Source organism: Paraburkholderia sp. SSBN10T, from assembly GCF_056619545.1.
The window spans coordinates 457,340-477,342 of record NZ_JBWQQI010000001.1; the positions used below are offsets into that span (position 1 = coordinate 457,340).

General features: G+C 59.1%; 20 protein-coding genes. 9 read left to right on the forward strand and 11 right to left on the reverse strand.

Features of this window, described 5'->3' with window-relative positions; genetic code table 11:
• Positions 1-38: 38 nt before the first annotated feature.
• The 4 genes from AC1ECK_RS02075 to AC1ECK_RS02090 all read right to left on the reverse strand — a co-directional run bounded on the left by AC1ECK_RS02075 (position 39) and on the right by AC1ECK_RS02090 (position 3,235).
• The gene (locus tag AC1ECK_RS02075) at positions 39-422 is read right to left on the reverse strand and encodes a YunG family protein (RefSeq protein WP_480315354.1); all 384 of its coding nucleotides are present in this window, start codon (positions 420-422) and stop codon (positions 39-41) included.
• Between the two features lie 244 nt (positions 423-666).
• The gene (locus tag AC1ECK_RS02080) at positions 667-1,272 is read right to left on the reverse strand and encodes an isochorismatase family protein (protein WP_480315356.1); all 606 of its coding nucleotides are present in this window, start codon (positions 1,270-1,272) and stop codon (positions 667-669) included.
• 53 nt (positions 1,273-1,325) lie between these two features.
• Positions 1,326-2,153: a pirin family protein gene (locus AC1ECK_RS02085; protein ID WP_480315358.1), complete on the reverse strand. Its 828-nt coding sequence runs from the start codon at positions 2,151-2,153 to the stop codon at positions 1,326-1,328.
• Positions 2,154-2,164: 11 nt separating this feature from the next.
• Positions 2,165-3,235 (reverse strand): alkene reductase, encoded by a 1,071-nt coding sequence (locus AC1ECK_RS02090; protein WP_480315360.1) that lies wholly within the window; start codon positions 3,233-3,235, stop codon positions 2,165-2,167.
• 112 nt (positions 3,236-3,347) lie between these two features.
• Between AC1ECK_RS02090 and AC1ECK_RS02095 the strand changes: the two genes are divergently transcribed.
• Positions 3,348-4,226: a LysR family transcriptional regulator gene (locus tag AC1ECK_RS02095; protein ID WP_480315362.1), complete on the forward strand. Its 879-nt coding sequence runs from the start codon at positions 3,348-3,350 to the stop codon at positions 4,224-4,226.
• 82 nt (positions 4,227-4,308) lie between these two features.
• Here AC1ECK_RS02095 and AC1ECK_RS02100 read toward each other — a convergent pair whose 3' ends face one another.
• Positions 4,309-5,859 (reverse strand): S53 family peptidase, encoded by a 1,551-nt coding sequence (locus AC1ECK_RS02100; protein ID WP_480315564.1) that lies wholly within the window; start codon positions 5,857-5,859, stop codon positions 4,309-4,311.
• Positions 5,860-6,674: 815 nt separating this feature from the next.
• Positions 6,675-7,910: an NADH:flavin oxidoreductase/NADH oxidase family protein gene (locus tag AC1ECK_RS02105; RefSeq protein ID WP_480315566.1), complete on the reverse strand. Its 1,236-nt coding sequence runs from the start codon at positions 7,908-7,910 to the stop codon at positions 6,675-6,677.
• A gap of 75 nt (positions 7,911-7,985) precedes the next feature.
• Here AC1ECK_RS02105 and AC1ECK_RS02110 point away from each other — a divergent pair, with 75 nt between their 5' ends.
• Together AC1ECK_RS02110 and AC1ECK_RS02115 are read left to right on the forward strand one after the other, a co-directional pair.
• The gene (locus AC1ECK_RS02110; protein WP_480315364.1) at positions 7,986-8,441 is read left to right on the forward strand and encodes a MerR family transcriptional regulator; all 456 of its coding nucleotides are present in this window, start codon (positions 7,986-7,988) and stop codon (positions 8,439-8,441) included.
• Between the two features lie 178 nt (positions 8,442-8,619).
• Positions 8,620-9,024, forward strand: a complete 405-nt coding sequence (locus AC1ECK_RS02115) for a DUF302 domain-containing protein (RefSeq protein WP_480315367.1) — start codon at positions 8,620-8,622, stop codon at positions 9,022-9,024.
• Positions 9,025-9,147: 123 nt separating this feature from the next.
• Here the strand turns inward: AC1ECK_RS02115 and AC1ECK_RS02120 are convergent, their stop codons facing one another.
• The 4 genes from AC1ECK_RS02120 to AC1ECK_RS02135 are packed head-to-tail and all read right to left on the reverse strand — an operon-like array spanning position 9,148 to position 13,597.
• Positions 9,148-10,380, reverse strand: a complete 1,233-nt coding sequence (locus AC1ECK_RS02120) for an NAD(P)/FAD-dependent oxidoreductase (protein WP_480315568.1) — start codon at positions 10,378-10,380, stop codon at positions 9,148-9,150.
• Positions 10,381-10,407: 27 nt separating this feature from the next.
• Positions 10,408-10,764 (reverse strand): RidA family protein, encoded by a 357-nt coding sequence (locus AC1ECK_RS02125; RefSeq protein WP_480315369.1) that lies wholly within the window; start codon positions 10,762-10,764, stop codon positions 10,408-10,410.
• Positions 10,765-10,768: 4 nt separating this feature from the next.
• Complete coding sequence (locus AC1ECK_RS02130) at positions 10,769-12,295, reverse strand: amidase (protein WP_480315371.1); 1,527 nt, start codon at positions 12,293-12,295, stop codon at positions 10,769-10,771.
• 15 nt (positions 12,296-12,310) lie between these two features.
• Entirely contained in the window at positions 12,311-13,597 is a 1,287-nt protein-coding gene (locus tag AC1ECK_RS02135; RefSeq protein ID WP_480315373.1) for an MFS transporter, read from the reverse strand.
• Positions 13,598-13,698: 101 nt separating this feature from the next.
• Here AC1ECK_RS02135 and AC1ECK_RS02140 point away from each other — a divergent pair, with 101 nt between their 5' ends.
• From AC1ECK_RS02140 to AC1ECK_RS02165, 6 genes are all read left to right on the forward strand, one after another.
• Positions 13,699-14,346: a helix-turn-helix domain-containing protein gene (locus AC1ECK_RS02140; protein WP_480315375.1), complete on the forward strand. Its 648-nt coding sequence runs from the start codon at positions 13,699-13,701 to the stop codon at positions 14,344-14,346.
• A 612-nt stretch (positions 14,347-14,958) separates the two neighbouring features.
• Positions 14,959-15,489, forward strand: a complete 531-nt coding sequence (locus tag AC1ECK_RS02145) for an AidA/PixA family protein (RefSeq protein WP_480315377.1) — start codon at positions 14,959-14,961, stop codon at positions 15,487-15,489.
• A gap of 225 nt (positions 15,490-15,714) precedes the next feature.
• Positions 15,715-16,281 (forward strand): hypothetical protein, encoded by a 567-nt coding sequence (locus tag AC1ECK_RS02150; protein WP_480315379.1) that lies wholly within the window; start codon positions 15,715-15,717, stop codon positions 16,279-16,281.
• An 81-nt stretch (positions 16,282-16,362) separates the two neighbouring features.
• Positions 16,363-16,761, forward strand: coding sequence for a hypothetical protein (locus tag AC1ECK_RS02155; protein WP_480315381.1), 399 nt, complete (start codon positions 16,363-16,365; stop codon positions 16,759-16,761).
• Between the two features lie 461 nt (positions 16,762-17,222).
• Complete coding sequence (locus AC1ECK_RS02160) at positions 17,223-18,143, forward strand: proline dehydrogenase family protein (protein ID WP_480315383.1); 921 nt, start codon at positions 17,223-17,225, stop codon at positions 18,141-18,143.
• 142 nt (positions 18,144-18,285) lie between these two features.
• Complete coding sequence (locus tag AC1ECK_RS02165) at positions 18,286-18,753, forward strand: GNAT family N-acetyltransferase (protein ID WP_480315385.1); 468 nt, start codon at positions 18,286-18,288, stop codon at positions 18,751-18,753.
• 133 nt (positions 18,754-18,886) lie between these two features.
• Here the strand turns inward: AC1ECK_RS02165 and AC1ECK_RS02170 are convergent, their stop codons facing one another.
• Positions 18,887-19,777, reverse strand: coding sequence for a LysR substrate-binding domain-containing protein (locus AC1ECK_RS02170; protein WP_480315388.1), 891 nt, complete (start codon positions 19,775-19,777; stop codon positions 18,887-18,889).
• Between the last annotated feature and the right edge of the window lie 226 nt (positions 19,778-20,003).

Genomic DNA, 20,003 nt, shown 5'->3' on the forward strand with positions numbered 1-20,003 from the left:
GCCAGGCAGCGTTACGTCCCGAACGCATTTGGCGTTATCTATTTGTTTCCTTCCAGTCTCGACTTGAGCAGCGCATATTTTTCCTGCGAGGTATCCGCCAATGCCGCTTCGCGAGTGGAAGGCGTGTCGTCATACGGCACCGGTTCGGCGAACTGGCTCACAGTCAGATCCCATTTTTTCCCGTCGATCAGGTTGTAGAAGTGCGTGCCGCCCGACGTCCGCGTAGTCAGAATCTCGCCACCGAAATAATCGTGCACGACGAGTGAGGTGACGCTGCAATGATTCTGTGCCGGATTCGATGGTGACCAGGCGTTGGTCGGACTTGCCGTGTCTGCGGACCATACGCGTGAGATTGCTTGGTACAAGTCGAGGGGCGTCGCAAACGTCGTCGATACGGAGGGCATCTTGTCTTCCTGGTTCATTGCCTGAGGTCCTTGGTCCAACGTGAAAATCAGGTAGCGATGGTCAGCCGATGCGGCTGTCCCCGGCATTCTTCCGGCCGATTGTATCGGACGATGTGGCGGCCGCCGCCACTTACGCTGCATGTTTTCATGGCGCGCTGAGTCTGATAGCGCGGTCCGGAATTGAGAACATCGTCGCGCTCATGTGGCCGGACGGCGTCAACGAAACATAACGCCATCTTCAATCCGTCGAAGGTCTTCGGATTTAAGCAATGCCGGCGCCAAGGGCCGGGAACACATCAGTGAACAGCAACGTGATCAGTTGTTGTCCGGTCGGGGTGGACCAGTCCTGCGCGATTTCCGCCATGAGCGTGTTGGTGGCGGTGAGTACCACGCCCGCATCGTGCATACGTTGACGCGAAAACTCTTCGGAAAGATCGCTGGGCGATCCGGAAGCGTCCAGCACTGCCTGCACGGCAAAGCCTTCGAGCGCGGCGTCAATCGCCGGGAAGATGAGGCAAACGTCGGTGGTCACGCCTGCCATGATCAGGTTCTTGCGCCCCGTGGCGAGCACTGCATTCCGGAAGTCGGGATAGGCCCAGGCATTGACGATGCCGGGACGCTTGACCCGTGCGGTATGCGCTTCAGGCAGGATCGCGGCGATTTCCGGAAGAATCGGGCCTTGGGCGCGGTCTTCCTGACTGGACGTTATTACGACCGGCAGGCTGAGGATCTTCGCCATCTTGGCCAGCGCAATCGACTGCCTGGCTGCGAGTTCCCGGTCGATATTCTTGATCAGTTGCATCGTGCCAACCTGGTGGTCGATCAGCAGCAAGGCGGTGTTATCGGCAGTGAATCGTTCAACCTTCATGATGTCGCTCCTAACTAGTGGTGGGGTGCAGGTAAGGGTTGCATGGCGGACTGTTACAGCCTTCCCATCTCGCCACGGTTGTAAGCGGCGCTTGCCGCCATCAGGCTTTCTTCGCTCGCAAACGCCATGGGTCCGTTTGACAGCACGGGCTGGCGCAGCGGCTCGCCGATGAACACGGCGACCTTGGCTCCGCCAGCTCCGGCGGTCAGCTTGTGCGTCGTCGCGTCGGCCGTGCTCGGCACGATTGGGGCACCGAGGTCGTCGAGACTGAAACCTTCGCCATTGAGCTCCGCGCGGCCGTTGATCGGCATGAAGAAGGCGATCTGGCCCGCTGCCACCGGCAGCGTCAGTTCAGCGTCGGCCTCCAGCGTGATGTCCAGCAAGGTGACCTCGGTCGGCGGAGTCAGCGGGGAGCGCATGCCCTCGAAGCTGCCTAGAGGCACGCGGACCCGGACGCCGGGGCGGCGCGCCATCGGCACGTCCTGCGGAGCCAGTGTCAGTGCGAACGGCGCCGCATTCTGCTGTTCGCGAGGGAGATTGACGAATATTTGCAGCAAATGGGTAGTACTCCCCAGCACTGCGGGATTCTCTTCATGGACCACGCCGCGCCCTGCAGCGGTCCAATGCAGGCCGCCCGGCCCGATCAGCGTGTTGTTGCCCTGCGAATCGCGGTTGGCAATGCCCGTCTCCGAGTCGAGGAACAGGTAGGTCACCGCGGAGAAGCCGGCATGCGGATGCGGCGGGAAGGTGGGCGCACTCATCCAGGCATGGTCGATGCCCATGAAGGGATCGAGCTGCAAGGGATCTGAACCGTGCAGGCGGTACGCGCGGAAATGGCTTCCCCGGTTGGCGCGCTGCATGCGAACGATGGCTGTCGACATGACTCATGTCCTTAGGCGTTACCGGCCGCACTCAGCGCGGGGTAATCGATATAGCCCTGTGCTCCGGGCGAGTAGAACGTGTTCTTGTCCGGGGTGTTGAGGGGCGCGCCCTGGCGGAACCGCTCAGGCAGGTCCGGGTTGGCGAGGAACGCACCCCCGAAGACCGTGGCGTCGGCGCGTCCCTCGACAAGCAGGTTTTCAGCGGATGCCTGGTTGAGTCCTCCCCCGATCAGATAGGCGCCATCGAAACGCGGCCGCAGCAGTGTGTGGTAGTCCACGCTGGTACCGAACAGCGCGACGTGCAGATAGGCAAGATTGCGGCCGCGGAGCTGCTCAACGAGGTACGTGTAGGTTTCCTGTGGCGCGGCGTCGGAGATGTCGTTGAAGTTCATTTCCGGCGAGATCTTGATGCCGACGCGATCGCCACCGGCCTCCGCCACCATCGCGTCCAGGACTTCGAGAACGAAACGGGCGCGCTTTGCAACGGAACCGCCGTACTCGTCCTCACGATGGTTGCTGCCGGAGGAGAGGAACTGTTCGGGCAGATAGCCCGAAGCAGCATGCAACTCCACGCCATCGAAGCCGGCTTCGATGGCGCGACGCGTAGCGATACGGTACTCGTCGACCACGCCGGCGATTTCATCGAGACGCAGCGCTCGCGGCGTCACGAATTCTTCCATGCCGTTGCCGGTCCAGGTCTGTCCAGCCGGCTTGATGGCCGACGGCGCCACCGGCAGCGCGCCGTTCGGCTGCAGCGACGGGTGCGAGATGCGCCCGCTGTGCATCAACTGCATGAAGATACGTCCTCCGCAGGCATGCACGGCTTCAGTCACCCGCTTCCATGCAGCCACCTGGGCATCGCTATGGATGCCGGGCGTGCGCACATAGCCCTTACCGGTCGCGGAAGGAAACACACCCTCGGTAAGGATCAGCCCCGCGCTGCTGCGCTGGGCGTAGTAGGTGACGACGACGTCGTCTGGAACGCCTGCGTCATCGGCGCGCGAGCGGGTCATCGGGGCCATCACCATACGGTTCGGCATGGACAGGCCGCCAATGCGGACAGGGGTGAAAAGCTGGCTCATGTTGTGCTCCTCGGTGGTGATGTGTTCATCAGATGTCGTGATCATCCGGTAAACCGTATGCGGGATAAAGATGGCAAAATGGAAATCATTGAGCCATTTATGGAGCAGTGAGATGGAATTTCTGAACGACATGGCTTTGTTTGTCGAGGTGGTCAAGGCAAAAAGCTTTCGTCGCGCAGCCGAGGCAATTGGGGTGCCGAACTCGACGCTCTCACGCCGGATCAATGCGCTGGAGAAGGCAATCGGCTTGCGCCTTCTGCATCGGACTACGCGCAAGCTCGAGCTGACCGAAGCAGGCCAGCTCTATTTCGAGCGCTCGAGACGCATCGTGGACGAGGCGCGGCTTGTGCACGAGCAACTCGGCGAGATGGTGGCTCAGCCCGTTGGCGTGTTGCATGCGTCATTGCCGGTGGATTTTGCGAATATCTTTCTCGCACCGCTGCTCGCGGAATTCGCACACCGCTATCCCGGCATCCGCTTCGAATTCGACCTGACACCGCGCCGCGTCGATCTGATTACGGAGCCGTTCGATGTCGCGATCCGGATGGGCGAGCCGCCGAACTCGAATCTGATTGCACGAGAGCTCGCCCGTTTGCCGCGGCATCTCTACGCATCGCCGCGTTATATCGAACGCTTTGGCGAGCCCGCTGAGCCGGCCGATCTGATGCGACACGAGTGCTTGCGTCTGAGCCCGGCGGAGGTCAACGGCTGGACTCTTCACAGGGAAAAGGAAACCGTTGAGATCGCAGTAGGCGGCCGGTTCCTGTTGAACAGCGTCGGCATGATCCGGAGGCTGGCTGCGCTCGATCACGGGATCGCTGTGCTGGCCGAGGAAATCGTGGCCGATGACGTTGCCGCTGGAATGTTGCGCCGGGTGATGCCGGCCTGGCAGGCCCCGCCGATTCCCGTCTATGCGATCACCGAGACGCGGTTGTTACCGGCCAAGACGCAACGATTCATTGAGTTTTTGCGAGAGCATTTGGGGGAATAGTGCTTGTCGCCAGGCATCGTGGGCGGAGGCGATTCGCCACCGCCCACGATGAGAGAAAGTCCACCTGCGTCGACGTGTATCACTAGAATGCTGCCTGCACCTTCCGGCCGTCCGGACTTCCCAGGCCTGTGCACGCGTCCCAACCGGGGGAGGCAAAGAAATCCCCGTTGTTCCCGATGGTGATGTCGTCAAGACTGCTGAAGGTCTGATACAACTGCGGATTGATATAACCCACAGAAGTCGCCCTGCCGTCGTTGATCCGTGCGATCAAGCCAGCCCATAGTGGCGCTACCGCGCTGGTTCCGCCAACAACGGTATCCTGACCATCGACGCGAATCTGATAGCCGGTCTCGGGATCGGCGTCGCCCGAAACATCGGGAACGCCTCTCATTGTCAGTGCGCTCTGTGCGTTGCCGGCCCGCGTCACCTGCTTGTTATTTTGCCAGGTCGGAAGAGGGAAAAACGTACTGACGCCGCCGCCGCTTGCTCCGCCATTCACCCCGTCGTTCCAGACGGTTTCCTCGCTGATGGTCCCATTGGACACTTGTATATGGGTTCCTCCGCATGCCAGTACGTAAGGGCTCGAAGCGGGGAAGTTGACGTGGTCCGCGTTGTCGCTCACACCGTCGTTTGAGCCGTCATCACCGGACGCGGCACACACTGTGATTCCCATCGTAGCCGCTGCCTGGAAGGCCTCGTCGAACGCCGTCATCGTCTGTTCCGTCCAGTTAACTTCCGCACCGCCCCAGCTGATTGAGATCACCGAGGGCTTATTGGTCGTATCGTGGATCGCGGTCGTCACTGCGTTTAGAAATGACGCATCGGTGTTGGGTGCGAAATAGACAGCGATGTTTGCGCCGGGCGCAACCGCACCGGCGACCTCGATGTCGAGCATGACTTCGCCATCCGATCCGTTCGGATCGCTGCTCGGCTGATTCTTGCCGTGGTCGACCGAAATGGCCGAGACGTTGGGCGTGGCAAGGTTGAGCTTGCCGAAATATGCTGCGAGGTCGGCTGGACGATATCCGCCTCCGAGTTCGATCAGGGCGATACACTGGCCCTGGCCGGTTCCATCGGGAAAGTCGTACATCGAGGCAATCTTGTCGGGCGTAAACGAGGTTGCCGCCGCCGCGGAGCTTTTTGCAAGGGTTCGGATGTGCGGCCGCGCCTGGGGCCGGTTGTCGAGCCCCAGTACCGCTTCGACGATGCTAGCCAGTTCGTCCGGCAACTGGATCGTTCCGGTTCGCCCGCGATACGAGCCTCCCGCATACTGGAATTGCTGCAGATCGACGCCGAATGCGTCGTTGAACTGGGCGACGGTGCCGGACAGCACGATGGTCCGGCGCGCCGCACTTTCTTCGACGATAGCAAGGCCATGACCGCTCGCGAACTTCCGGATGACAGCGATGTCCGCCGGGGCGGCGCCGAATTGCTTCGCGAACTCCTCGCGGCTGAGGCGAGGGTCCGATCGGTCGCCAGCGGCCAGCTTCTTTGCGCGTTCCTTGAACGCGTCACCCGAATGACGCCGCACAAGCACGCTGACTTCGAGTCGCTCGGCCGGATGGGACTTGCCGATGGAGTGTGCTCCTTCAAGCGGCATTCTCTCGCTGCCGCGTAGTAAATGTTTTGCCATGGCTGAAAACCTCCTGTGAGAAACACGTGGGCATCGGATGATGTCCAACGGTTCGGCGGCGGCCTTCGAGCTATCTGCTTCCGACGGCCGCGCATACGCCAGGGTATCGGTAACCTTGATATTCCGTTCGCCTCTGGTTGAAGTGAGGCGAATGTAATACGTACAACAGACTAATTTAGGGTTTCACGCTGAAAACATACATGAGGCATGTACGTCAGAAGGTGAGCGTGTCTTCTCAGGTTGTCCAGGTTCGTGGGGTTCGATCCTGGAACGCTGAGCAGCACGAGTCACCGTCAACGGACGCGGCGATTACCGGATCAGTTGAGGCTGTTGGAATGGAGTAGAACTTATGAAAATTTTTATAACCGAAACCCCGAATTTGACAGCGGGGATTCCCTGACTGAATTCTTTGGGGAAATAATTCCGCGCTGCTGGGGTGGAGCCGTTCCCAAGGGTGATTGAGAACGATCCGTCCGAAGTATAGTGCTGGCACAGCGAACTACAAGGAGCTTAAAGGAACAATATCGTTACCGGCTGCACATCATGGATTGCGTCCCGGATGGAACCGGTTTTCGATCTGCTCGCAGGCTTTCATGGTGCTCGAAATCGGCTCGGTTAACATGCGGTTAGATAATTCCGAAGGGGAAGGGCAGAGTAAGGCGCATCTCGTCACAGCTGTGTCACAACAGCCTGCTGTGACCGCTGACTTGCTGGTCACCGGCAGAACACGAATCTGGACAGAGCGAGCCTTTGCTGGGTAAATCCAGCCGTCTTCGGACACAGTGCGACCACAAACCGCCATTCATTCTGTTGCGCTAACGTGGCGTCTTCCAAACCATCCACCGTCGGTAACGCCGCGTCTGACACGTGGCGGCGAGTTGCTGCAAGATCAGAGCCTTGAGCGGCGAGACGTTCGGATTCGCCGTGCGTCCCTCGCTGAGCCGCCCGAGCTGAAACTTGACGACGGCCATATTTGCCAGCGAGCCCAGCGCCTTGTTTTTCCACGCAATCGGCCGCAGCGCCGGCGCGTTGTCCTTGCCATCCTGCCAGGCGCGCGGCAGGTTGGGATCGATGGATAACGCCGTTGCGATGCCGACCATCGCGATGCCGCTCTCGATCACCTCCTCGGCCACCGCGCGGCGGCGAATGCCGCCCGTGACCATCAAGGGCATGTGCGCGACCGCCAGAATATCGCGCGCGAATTCAAGAAAATAGGCTTCACGTGCAAGCGTGCGGCCATCGCGGGCCTGTCCCTGCATGGCGGGGACCTCGTAGCTTCCGCCGGAAAGCTCCACGAGATCGACGCCGAGCGGATTGAGCATCTCGACCACACGCTTCGCGTCGTCCGAACTGAAACCGCCGCGCTGGAAATCAGCCGAATTCAGTTTGACGGCAACCACGAATCCGGGCGCGACAGCGCTTCGCACGGAACGGACGATTTCGACAAGCAGGCGTGCGCGATTCTCGATAGAGCCGCCCCATTGGTCCTGTCGCTTGTTCGATAGCGGTGAAAGGAACTGGCTGAGCAGATAGCCGTGCGCCGCGTGGATCTGTACACCAGTAAAGCCGCTTTGCTCCGCGAGCTGCGCGCTGCGCGTGAAGCGCTGCCGCACCTCGGCGATGTCCTGCTCGGTCATTTCTCTTGGCACAGGAAACTGTTTGGACAAAGCGCCCAACTCTAGCGCCACCGCGGATGGCGCAAGCGTGGCCTGCCCGAGCGCGGCTTGCATCTGACGGCCCGGGTGATTGATCTGCAACCAGACATGCGCGCCATGTGCACGCGCGATCTGCGTCCAACGACGAAAGCGATCTAGATGGGCGTCGTCCTCCAGCACCACGCCGTTCGGTCCGGTCATCGCACGGCTGTCCACCATGACGTTGCCGGTCAGGATCAGGCCGGCCCCGCCTTGAGCCCAGGCGTCGTACAGGCGCAGGAGCGCGTCGGACGGCGCATGGTCCGCGTCGGCCATGTTCTCTTCCATGGCGGCTTTGGCCAGACGGTTCGAAATCGAGGCGCCATTGGGCAGGGTAAGGGGAGTGAACAGCTTCATCGGCGTATCCGTGGTTGACGACAGATCAACCTTAACCTTAAAGTTAGCTTTAATGTCAAGCGCGGGGAGCCGTGAATGAAGATTGGCGAACTTGCGAGATTGAGCGGCATTGCCGCCTCGCGAATCCGGTTCTACGAAGCGCAAGGTTTGCTTCAGCCTGCACAGCGGCAAACCAACGGATACCGTGAATATGATCCGGAGACGTTGACCCGGCTGGAAATCATCAATCGCGCGCAGGGCGCGGGATTTTCTCTGGAAGAAATCCGCGCGGTTTTGCCGCTCGATCTGGATGCGTGGCCTCACGAAGCACTGATTCAGGCGTTTCAGCGCAAGGTAGGTGAGATCGAATTGCTCGAACAGCATTTGGCGCAGACCAAGCATCACCTGCGTACACTGATCGATGAGATCACGAACAGGGTAGCGGGCGAGGACTGCAAGGACGCGGCGAGGCGTGTGCTCGGCAAGTTCCGTCAAGATGCGGTTGGGCAATCCCCTGTGAAGGGGCGGACGCGTGCCGCAAGGACCCGATAAGCACGGCAGGCTTTCTCGCTGCCTGAAGTGAGCTTAAGCGCTTTTTTCGGCTAGCGACTAAACTCGTTGGGCAAACAGGCAATCGCGTCGAAAGGTACCTGAAAAGTGCTCGATGCAATACATCGCGTTCACTTTCCCTTTATATTCCCCCTCGTCGCGGCGATCCTCGGAGGAACCCATGTACCTTCATCCAGCCGATAACGGCATCGTCACCGTACCCACGAATCGCTCCGTCGAGCAGGCGGCGGACAAACTCGCTGCACTGATCGCCGCGAAGCACATCATCTTGTTCGCCCGCATTGACTTCGCGGCCGATGCGCAGCGCGCGGGACTTTCGATGCTGCCGGCGCAGTTGCTTGTGTTCGGTAATCCGATGGCTGGGACGCCGCTGATGCAAGCTGTGCCGACTGCGGCACTCGATCTGCCTCTGAAGGTGCTGGTGTGGCAGGACGGCGACGGCCGCGTCTGGCTCTCGTATAACGCAACCGACTATCTGCGGGCACGGCACGACGCACCTGCAGAGTTGATGAAAGCCATCGACGGCGTTAGTGCGCTCGTGCAGTTGGCTGCGCTCGACGACTGAGCTGATCGGGGTCAATGACCAGTAACGCAGTAATGGGTCGACGCGGACGTCCTCAACCGCGTTATCGCGAACCGTTCACACTCACCGGACTTGGCGCCTTCGACTTGCACCGCCCGCTCAGTGCTAAAACCGGTCCACCCTGAACGGCCGCGGATCCACAAACGTCTCTTTGCCGGTCATCATCTCGGCGATCAGCCGACCGGTCACAGGACCTAGCGTGAGCCCGTGGTGCGCATGGCCAAACGCGAACCACAAATCTTGATGATTTCCTGCCGGTCCGATGATCGGCATCATGTCGGGCGTGCATGGGCGTCGCCCCATCCACGGTTCGGCGTCCAGACGTTCGGCCAACGGGAACAGCGTACGTGCAACCGGTTCGACGGCAGCGAGCTGGTTCGGCGTCTTCGGCGCGTCGCGCCGCGCGATTTCGGTGCCGGTCGTCAAGCGGATGCCTTTAGCCATCGGCGCCAGCATGTAACCGTTTTCGACATCGAGGACCGGATGATTCAGGCGCGTTCCTGGTTGTGAGCCATAGTGCATGTGATACCCGCGCTTGGCAGCCAGCGGCAGGCGATAGCCTAGCCGCGAACTGACCTGATCGGACCACGGACCCAGCGCGACCACCGCCGAAGACGCCGCGATCGTCCCGGCGTTCGTATCGACCTGCCAATGATCGCGCAGCGTATTCGCATCGCCGATGAAAACGCGTCCGCCAAGATGTTCGAAGTATTTTGCGTAAGCCGTGACCAGCGCATTCGGATCGCTCACTGAATCTGAGGCCGTGTAGCGCAATGCGCCGGTCAAGCTACGGTCGAGATCGGGCTCCATCTGTTGCAGGCGCGCCGGGTCGAGCGACTCGAACTCGACGCCGTATTCGCGATGCCACTGCTCGGCAAACCGCGTTTCGCTGTCGCGGACTGCTTCGGTGCGAAACACCTTCATCCAGCCGCTCGGACGCAATAACGCGCTCGCGCCGGCATCGGCGGCCAGCGCATGGTGCTCGCTCACACAATGTTCGATCAGCGTCGAATAGGATCTCGCGATCGCCGCGTGTTTGACCGGATGAGAATGGCGCCAGTATTGCCAGAGAAACGGCGCGGCCTTGGGCATCGCATTGGCGTGGTACCGAACGTCAGGCGACTGGTTGCGTGCATATCGCATCAACGTGCCGAGTTGGCGAGGAAATGCATAGGGATACACACCTTCACGCTGGATCAGCCCCGCGTTGCCGAGCGAGGTCTCGTTGCCGGGCAGCTTGCGATCGACCAGCGCAACCTGGCAGCCGCGTTTTTGAAGATGGACCGCGACGCATACGCCGACGATTCCCGCGCCGAGTACAACGGCATCGAATTTCATTGTGCTCATGAGCTTACGGGCCGATGACTACGCCGCCAGCGCCGTCACTGCGACTTCGACGTCGCAACCCGGCTTCATTAGCAGCGCCTGCACGCAGGCGCGTGTGGGGGCGTGCCCTGTGGGCACCCACGCGTCCCACACCGCGTTGAATTCGGCGAAGTATTTCGGGTCGCTAAGCCAGATACTGGCCGACACGAGACGCGTGCGATCGACTCCAGCCAACTCGAGCAATGCGTCGATCCGCGCGAGGACTTCGTTGGCCTGGTCGGTGACGGAGACGTTTGCCGTGTCGGGAACCTGACCGGCCAGATGGACGAAACCGTTGGCGATCACCACCTGGCTCATGCGGGCATTCGTTTGCAGACGTTTGATTTCGTTCGACATGGATTCACACCGTGGATATGCCGGCGCCGCTCGGGCCGGACTCGTTGAACAGCGGAGGCGAAGTCACGATGGACTTCAGTGACGCATTGGGTTGCGTGAGCGTCGACAGGTCGGGACGTGGACGGCGCAGCACGGGTGACTGATCGAAGACCCGTTCCATCGCATGCGCGACGGCGAGTGTCTTACGGTCGCCATGAAACGGCCCGACGATCTGCAAGCCGAACGGCATGCCCGCATGATCGACGCCGCAGGGCAGCGACACCGCCGGATGGGTCGTCAGCGTGACGACGTAGGTCAGCGCGAGCCAGCGATAGTAGTTGTCCTGTTCACGTCCACCGATCTGCGCGGCATAGAGTTGCTGCCACGGAAACGGTGAGACCGGTGTGGTCGGCGAAAGAATCACGTCGTACTGTTCGAAGGTTTGCTGGAAGCGTTTGAAAATGCGCGTCTGTTCGGCCTGTGCCCATGCGCTGTCCGCGAGACTCATGCTCGCACCCATTTCATAGTTCGAGCGTGTGTTCGGGCCGAGCTGGTTCGGGTCGCGCATATAGGCATCGTGCAGGCCGGCGACGAAGCTCTCGGCGCGAATCACGTCGAAGCAGCGATGCACGTCGCCCAGATCGAAGCTCACCTGTTCGCACGAGCGAAACGACGGGGCGATCAGTGCGATGCGTTCGCGAAACAGTTGGCGAATCTCGTCGTCGACGTCGCAACTGTTGAAGTCTTCGGTCCAGCCGACCCGCAACGTGCCCAGATCGATCTCCGCGGGCAGCGCGAAACTCAGCGGATCGACGGGAAAACTGAGCGGATCGCTGGCGGACACACCGGCGGTGGCCGCGAGTTGCAGACACGCTTCAGCGACAGTGCGGCCCAGCGGTCCGACCACTGAAATCGGCGTCCAGCCAACCAGCTTGCGCGAGTTCGGCACGAGACCAGGCGTCGGACGGAAACCCACAACCCCGCATTTGGCGGCGGGAATGCGCAGCGATCCGCCGGTATCGGAACCCGTGCAGACCGGCAGCATGTCGCATGCGAGCGCAGCCGCAGAACCGCCCGAGGAACCGCCGGCGTTCAGCGTGGTATTGAACGGATTGCCGGTCGCACCCCACACCGGATTGCGCGTGTTCGCGCCCGCCCCAAGCTCGGGCACATTGGTCTTCGCCGTAACGATTCCACCGGCGGCGCGCAGGCGTTCTACCAGCACCACGTCGTGCGCGGGGACGTTGCCGCGCGACATCGGCGAGCCATAGGTCGTCAGAAGGCCTGCCGTGTTCTCGAGATCCTTGATGCCTAGTGGCAAACCGTGAAGCAGGCCTAACGGTGCGCCATCGAGCACTTGCTTTTCCGCGCGTTTGGCGGCTTCTCTCGCCGCCGGAAAATCCGTCGCCGTGATTGCGTTCACGGCGGGATTGATCGCCTCGATCCGCGCAATGCAGGCATCAAGCAATTCGACGGGCGAAATCTCTTTGGCGCCGATCATCCTGCGCAATTCGACCGCACTGCGGCCGACCAACTCGTTAGCATGACTCATTGCATCCTCGATGTATCAGGCGAGCGCCTCGCCGGTCCGGTCCCGCAGCCAGATTACCGGCACCAGCGAAATGGCGCACGCGGCGGCGACGTACCAGGCGGGCATGAGCGGATTACCGGTTCGCGCCACCAGCCAGGTCGCGATAAACGGCGAGAATCCGCCGAAAAACGACGCGCTGACCACATACGTCAACGCAATTCCGGTTGCACGGACGTGCCGCGGAAACAGTTCGGGGATCATCACGAGCACAGGTACGATTTGCCCCGCGACGAATACGGACAGCAATGCGGAGACGATGCAGAGCACGGTTATCGACGGGTGGGCGCCGAGAAACGCAAATGCGGGGTACACGAGCAGCAGCATCACGATCCGCGAGACGACCAGCACGCGCTTGCGGCTGAAGCGGTCGGCGAGGATCCCGGCTATCGGCGCGGCGGCGAACAGCACGAGCGAGCTGACGATGCCCGAGGTTACCGCTGACGTGGGCGACAGATGCAGCGCGCGCACCGCATGGCTCGGAAGAAAGAATGCGGTGATGTAGACGGAGACCGAGCCGCCCAGTTCGGCGAGGGTGCCGAGTATCGTGAGATTCAGATGCGTGGTCAACGCCTGCCTGAGCGCGCCGTGCGGCCTGGCTTCTCCAGTGCCGTGGCTGGTGAGCGTTTCGTCGAGGCGTTTGCGGATCAGCATGCCTGCCGGTGCGGCAACGATGCCTAGCAGGAACGGAACGCGCCAGCCCCAGTCGAGCACCGCCTGTCTGGACAGCGAGACGTTGACCAGCGTGGCGACGAGCGCGCCGAGTACGAGGCCCGCCGCCGTGGCGGCGAAGTTCCAACTGGCGAAGAATGCGCGGGTGTTGTCGGTGGCGTATTCGACCAGCAACGTGGTGCCGGGACCGAACTCGCCGCCGGCCGCAAAGCCCTGGATCACCCGCGCGACCAGCACGATCAACGGTGCGGCGATGCCTGCGACAGAGTAGGTCGGCGCACAGGCGATCATCGCGCAACTCAGCGCCATCAGCATGATGGTCAACACCATCGCACTCTTGCGGCCCGCGCGGTCGGCATAGGCGCCGATCACGATCCCGCCTAGCGGCCTCACCACGAAGCCCACGCCGAACACACCGATCGCCAGCAGGAACTGGTTAGCAGGTCCCGCGCCCGGAAAGAACAGTTGCCCGATCTGGATCGCAAAGAAACTGTAGATCGTAAAGTCGTAGAATTCGAGCGCCGTGCCAATCGTCGTAGCAGTGATGACGTGCGTCTTCGTCAGGCCAGACTTCCGGAGAGCAAGTGTTGACACGATAGAGTTCCCACAAGGATGGTGGAATCGACGTGAGTTATCATATATGAGAAAAAAATAAATTCTCGTATCTGAGAAAATTTAGTGCGGATGGGAACGAGATGGTCAAGGCATTGATGGAAGAACAGGTCTCAGACACCCACGAGGCGCCGCCCGCGCTCGATCACAAACTGGTCGGCGGCCATTTGCGGCAGGCGCGCAAGGCGCGTGGACTGACGCTGACCGAGTTGTCGGAGCGTTCGGGCATCGCCGTGTCGACGATCTCGAAGGCCGAGCGCGGCGATATCGCACTGACCTACGACAAGTTTGCGGCGCTCGCGCACTCGCTCGAACTGGAGTTCGATGCGATCTTCGGGCGACGCCGCAAGCACGCAGCGGGCGCGATGAAACCGTCCTTTACGGCCAACGGAAAGCAGGAGATTTACGACACGCCGAACTATGAGTACGGCATGCTCGCCAACAACCTGACCGGCAAGCGGATGGTGCCGATGCGCGCACACATTCGCGCGCGCTCGCTGTCGGACTTCCCGGAATACATCCGGCATTCAGGCGAAGAATTCGTTTTCGTGCTGAGCGGCAAACTGGAATTGCGCTTCGAAAACAACAAGTCGTTTAAATTGATGCCCGGTGACAGCCTGTATTTCGACAGTGCGGTGGGGCACGTCTATTTGAGCCTCAGCAAGGACGATGCCGAGGTGCTCGTATGCTGTGTGGATACCGATGATCATCGGCCAAACGGGGCCATTTGAGATATAGAGCGTTAGCTCTGAAGGCCTGGAATTCTCACAATCTCATTTGTCATGCAGAACCAATCCTCGTAAGACACTGCCTGGATTATTCAGGTCAGACAAAAAATACGAATCGCAAAATCTATAACAATTGGCATCATTAAATTTTCGAGGGTTGCAGAGCGAGAACAACAAGCTGCGCGGGCGAATTCTTGGGCGTGAAAGGCAATTGCAAGAAAAAATACACACGCTCGAAACAGATCTGGAAGCCATTCAGTTGACGGGCGTACGATAACTGCACTGTACGATCAAAAGAATCAATGAAATTGTGCCGACCTCGATTTTCAATCGGAGGGGAGCGAAGCAGTTCTCATGCCGATATATATGCCACAGGGCTAACCGGGGCGCTGGCGTACTATTTTCTCCCAATTCTGACGGCATCAGGGTTAGTACGGAACGCCGTCCTGACCTGTCAGTTCTGCCAGTTGGATTGACGGGCGTCGACTCATAGAATCACATTGCCTTATTTGTGAATCCGAATATCCAGCGGGTGATTTCGCTAATAGGGTGCTGTATTGAATGTTAAATCTGCCAGTTCTAATTGGCCCTAATAAACGGTGTGAGGAAATCATCATGGCAACGATCAATGTTCTCGTGGCGGTAGATGGTGGAAAATTGGCGCAACAGGTCCAGGATCACGTTTTGAGTCCCGGAAAAATTGACGCGCCCACGTCCCTCGGTTCATATTCGCAATCAGACGTTTTCATCGCAATGGTTGCGCCCAATGCCTCCGTTGCCAATAACACCCAGGGGCAATCGGAACTGCAAATCAATGCAAAGGCTCGCGATGTGGTGGAGTGGGCAATCACGACCTTCGACGTCAACGGAGACTACACCGTATATCTGTACAACGGCACCTTCAACCCTTCCGCGGCGATGGGTCCGCTGGACTATGTGAGCGCCGAGGGATATATGTATTTGGGTCTGGGGAATCCGCCTTCTACGACACCCAGTAAATTCGTCAATCAGACGAACACTGTCTCTGCGACAATCGAAAAAGTGAATGTAAAGATTCAATACTCACTGTCCTTCGTTCTGGTCGACAATTCGAACGGGAAGACTGTCGGCTTTTTCTGCTGGGACCCGTTTATCATCGTTAGCTGAGGTCTTGATGTTTCGCCTTAAGTGATGGCTTGGGCGGATCGCGCTTTCCATCACTGGTACCAGCAACTCAAAGACCAGGCCGGACTTCGGTTCGGCCAGATGAGTTTTCCCCCGAAAGACAAATCTTTTACTGAAGACATCGCGCCGCAAACGCAAATCACCCGCCGGTCGAGCGAGGCGCAATGTCTTCAGGTCTATACCGCAAAAATCTAAAGGACTTTGGAAATGAACTTACCTCTTAGAAATATAACGCCCGAGCAGGCCGATGCGCTCAGTGAGCAATCGCAGGCAGCCTATGACGCGGCAATCAAGGACCGGCAAACGCTGGTCAGTAAGAGGCCGTCCCTGCAAGCGGCCTTCGATCAGAGTGTGCATCCGCAATCCTTGTGTGGATGCGGATGTCAACAGAATATCTGCGGATACTTCAACTTCGAAGGTTGTGGTTGCGGCTGCGCGCCTCATTCCGAAACCATCTATATCACCGCGTCACCCGCGGACATCGGACCGAATGCCCCGCAGCAAGGTGTGCCGGTGCGGTTTGTCGGCCAGGCCACGGGTTCGGGGGACAATATCGACATCTCCGGCGTTTACCTGCAAGGAACGGTCCCTGATGCGGAGAATCTGATCGGCATTCCGTTGTCGCTGCAATTGTCAATTGGCAACGGCTCAATCAGTCTGGCTCTCCTTGAAGGGACTCGCCTACTGGCCGTTTTGGTTCACCCGCCGCAATATGCCGCGACCATCAACGGACAATTTTCTGGCAGCGGGACCGGCACGTTTACGCTGGCCTGAGGCAGTGGGCATGGGCGCTGAATTTTTCGTTGGCGCCTCTATGATTTTAGTAGTATAGCTAACGTAATTCGAGAGAATTTCATGACCACTATTACGATCCGATATGCCACGCTTCCCTCGTTGTATCTGTCAGTCGACAACACTGGCAGACTATTGTTTAGCGCAACTCCTTCAAAATGGGATACAAACAATCCCGTTACGAGCGACGATTTTCAGAGTGTGACGTTGAAGTTGAATTCGCCGGGCAACGTGAACGATAAAAAATATCTTTGCTGTCCTCCTAATCCTACTCTAGGGGATATTTTTTTGATGGAGTCAGACGGAAGGCTCGCCGCTAGATTTAGCCAAGTTGGTCCGAATGTCGGAGGCTTCCCGATCTTTATTAATGATTCCCCCGGTGCACTCCTTAATCGAACCCTTCAAAATACTGTGGTAATTGGAGGAGACGGCTCTCAAGGTTTTGTTGTAACCGTAAAGTAATCAACGGCGAGACGCTGTTCGGTGGAAATAGCGATCAGCGCTTGCAGAGGCAGTCGCCGTTCCTCTGATCGTGGGTCGTGTGCTGCCGGTCGCCATCAGGCAGCGACCGGCCAATTTGAAACATCCGGCGGGGAGGGCGCGAGTCGTTGACAATTACAACCCCGATGCAGCGCCCATCGCCTCATGACCACCGTTCGTTCGTGCTACGATTCGCGATGCCTGACTGACATACGAAAGCAGGCTTTGCCCCACTCCGTAGCGAACTGCAAAAGACTCCACTCGAACAATGTACGCAGCAGCCTGGCCTCCCTCGAAAACGCACTGAAAGCCTGTGTCGATGCAGTGATTGCATCTGGCTTGGCATTCGTCCCGGACCTGTTGTGAATAACAGTCCGGAGATGTCGCTCGAATCGACTTATTGCATCCCGATCCGTGCGACTGCGTTTTCATGAGACCACAACATGCGTATTTTCAATACGATGGCGGCTCACGCCATCCCGCTCGTTCCCCGTTCGCTGATTCGTAAAATCTCCCGCCGCTATATCGCCGGCGAAACGCTTTGCGATGCCCGCACGCGCATCCACGCGCTCCACGCAGCAGGCTTCCGAACAACCGTTGATGTGTTGGGCGAGACTGCGTCGTCTTCGAATCAGGCAGAGTCGATGACTCGCGAATATCTCGAACTCGTCCAGGCGCTCGGCGCGCAAAATGAGACCACCGAGCTGTCGATAAAATTGACCGCGCTGGGGTTGCATCTCGACGAAGACGCATGCGTGGCGCGGGTCTCGGTGATTCTGCGAGCGGCAGCATTGCACGGAATCAGCGCGTGCATCGACATGGAAGACATCAGTTGCACCCAGAAAACGCTCGACGCGTTCTTGAAGTTCGAAGCGGACGGGTATCCAGTCGGAATCGCGCTACAAGCGTATTTGACTCGCACAAACGGTGACATCGTTGCGCTGCAGGCACGCAAGAGCCGCATGCGCATTTGCAAGGGCATTTATTCAGAGGCAAACGAGCATCTCGTCGATGGTGCATCGAGGGATCGGGCCGCGATCAACGCGCACTTCGTTCGGCACGTTTCGAGCGCAATACAGGCGGGATCGTTCGTGGGCATTGCAACGCACGATGCACAATTGATCGATGTGCTGATCAATTGGCTGCAACGCGAGCAAATCGACAGGTCACGATTCGAGTTCCAGATGTTGCTGGGTGTGTGCGAACCGCTGCGTGATGCGTTGCTTGCACAAGGATTTAGCGTGCGCGTCTATGTGCCGTACGGTCATGACTGGTATGGTTACAGCACCCGGAGGATCAAGGAGAATCCGAGAATTGCCGGATATGTCCTGTCGGCGATGATACGTAGCGCTCGGGCGCGCTAGCAGTTACGGCGGGATCGGCCGAGTGGGGCCTACCAGATCGTTGGTCCCGGTTAGGCCTGACGTCCGATCGCCGACATGCGTCTGTCGTCACCGGCAGACGCATGTCGAACAGAACCATAACCCTTTAAATTCTCATCGTGCCATGCAGCCCATCCTTGTTGCGACCATAGATAACACCAACGAGAAGATAGCCGAAGAAATTCAGGTGGTTCAGTATGCTGCGTACTTGCAAGAAGCGAAGCTGTTGGAGGCCACGTGGTTTCCCCCACTTAAGAGAACCGCCGCGGATATTCGGTGCTCCTCCGATGAATTTTTCGGTGCGTACATGAATGATGTGCTAGTTGGTGTGGCGAGCGTCGAATGGTCTGGCGTTCAGCCGGTACCGTCTATTTCTTCGCTGACCGTGCTGCCTCAATATCAGCGGCGAGGCGTTGCACGACGACTGTTGTCGACGTTATTGGACACAGCGGGAGCTCATGTAGTAACGGTTTCGACAGGTACGCGAAATGAACCGGCTTTGGCGCTTTACGCCGCTTTTGGTTTCGTGCCTTTCAGGTACCGAACAGTCGGCGAAGAACAACTCCAGTTAGTCGAACTGAAGCGAGGTTAGCCATGCGGTAACAGACGCACGTGCGCAGGAAGGGGCGTCTTTGGGAGTGTCTCCTCTAAAAGTTGGTCGTCACACCGCGGCCACCAGTGGTCGGTCGACATCAGTGCCGGAATCGTCGACACCCATTATAAAATCAGGGGGACCCCTTTACACTGTGTGCACAGTCCATATAGGCACGGACTGCGCCGCTGGTCTCGTCGGCCCGACTGAGTCGGACGAGATCTGCGAAATGGGAAACGCCAGATAGTGGCCGCATGGTCACTCCGGGCACCGCCATCCTGGAGAATGCGGAGGGAATGAGCGCGACTCCCAACCCGGCTGCCACCATGGCAAATAGGGCGTTCGTGCTTGATGCGCTTTCGATGATGCGAACATCGTCACCGAGGATCGCGCGCACCAGCGCTACGGATCGCTCCTCGTGCCTGTCGGTCGCGGGGAGGATGACTCGCTCGGCCTGCAGGTTCCGCGGCGAGACGCGCCGCTTCGAAGCGAGCGGATGGTTGTCTGCCAGTGCCAGGACAAGGGGCCACCGCCCCAGGTTCTCAGCGTGAAATCGCGAATCAGAGGGCAGGAAAGCGCTCAGGCCATAGGTGACGTCCAATTCGCCATTAAGCAATGCTTCGGCTTGTTGTTGCGGCGCGACTTCTTTGAGATGCACTTCCACGTCCGGGTAAAACTGGCGGAAGCGACGCAGGTCATCTATCAGCTCACCGCCGTAGACAGTGGCTCCGACAAAGCCGATTCGCACACTGCCGATTTCACCCCTCAGCGAACGTTGGACATCCAAACGCACCCGGTCCGCTTGCGCAAGCAGACGCCGCGCGTCTGCGAGCAAAATGCTGCCAGCCTCAGTCAGTACCACGCGTCTGCTGGTGCGCTGAAAAAGTGGCCCGCCCAGTTCTTCCTCGAGGGAGCGGATCTGCATACTCAAGGCGGGCTGCACGATGTGGAGGCGTTTGGCCGCGCGTCCAAAATGCTCTTCTTCGGCGACGGCAAGAAAATAGCGTAGATGGCGAAGATCCATAGTGCGCAAAACGATCACATTTAATGATCAATTAGTAAGATTAATCTATTTTACATCCATCTATAAAGACGCGATGCTATCTCTCGAAAACTCATAAAGGCGAACGCGGGCTCGCTCGTCGACGAGTGTCCATGACGCTTCCTCACGGCTCGTCTTTGCATTCTCGATTCAGCGCCTGCGGATTCGCGCCTGAATTTAAGTGGCATCCGCTGCCGGTCGTCGCATG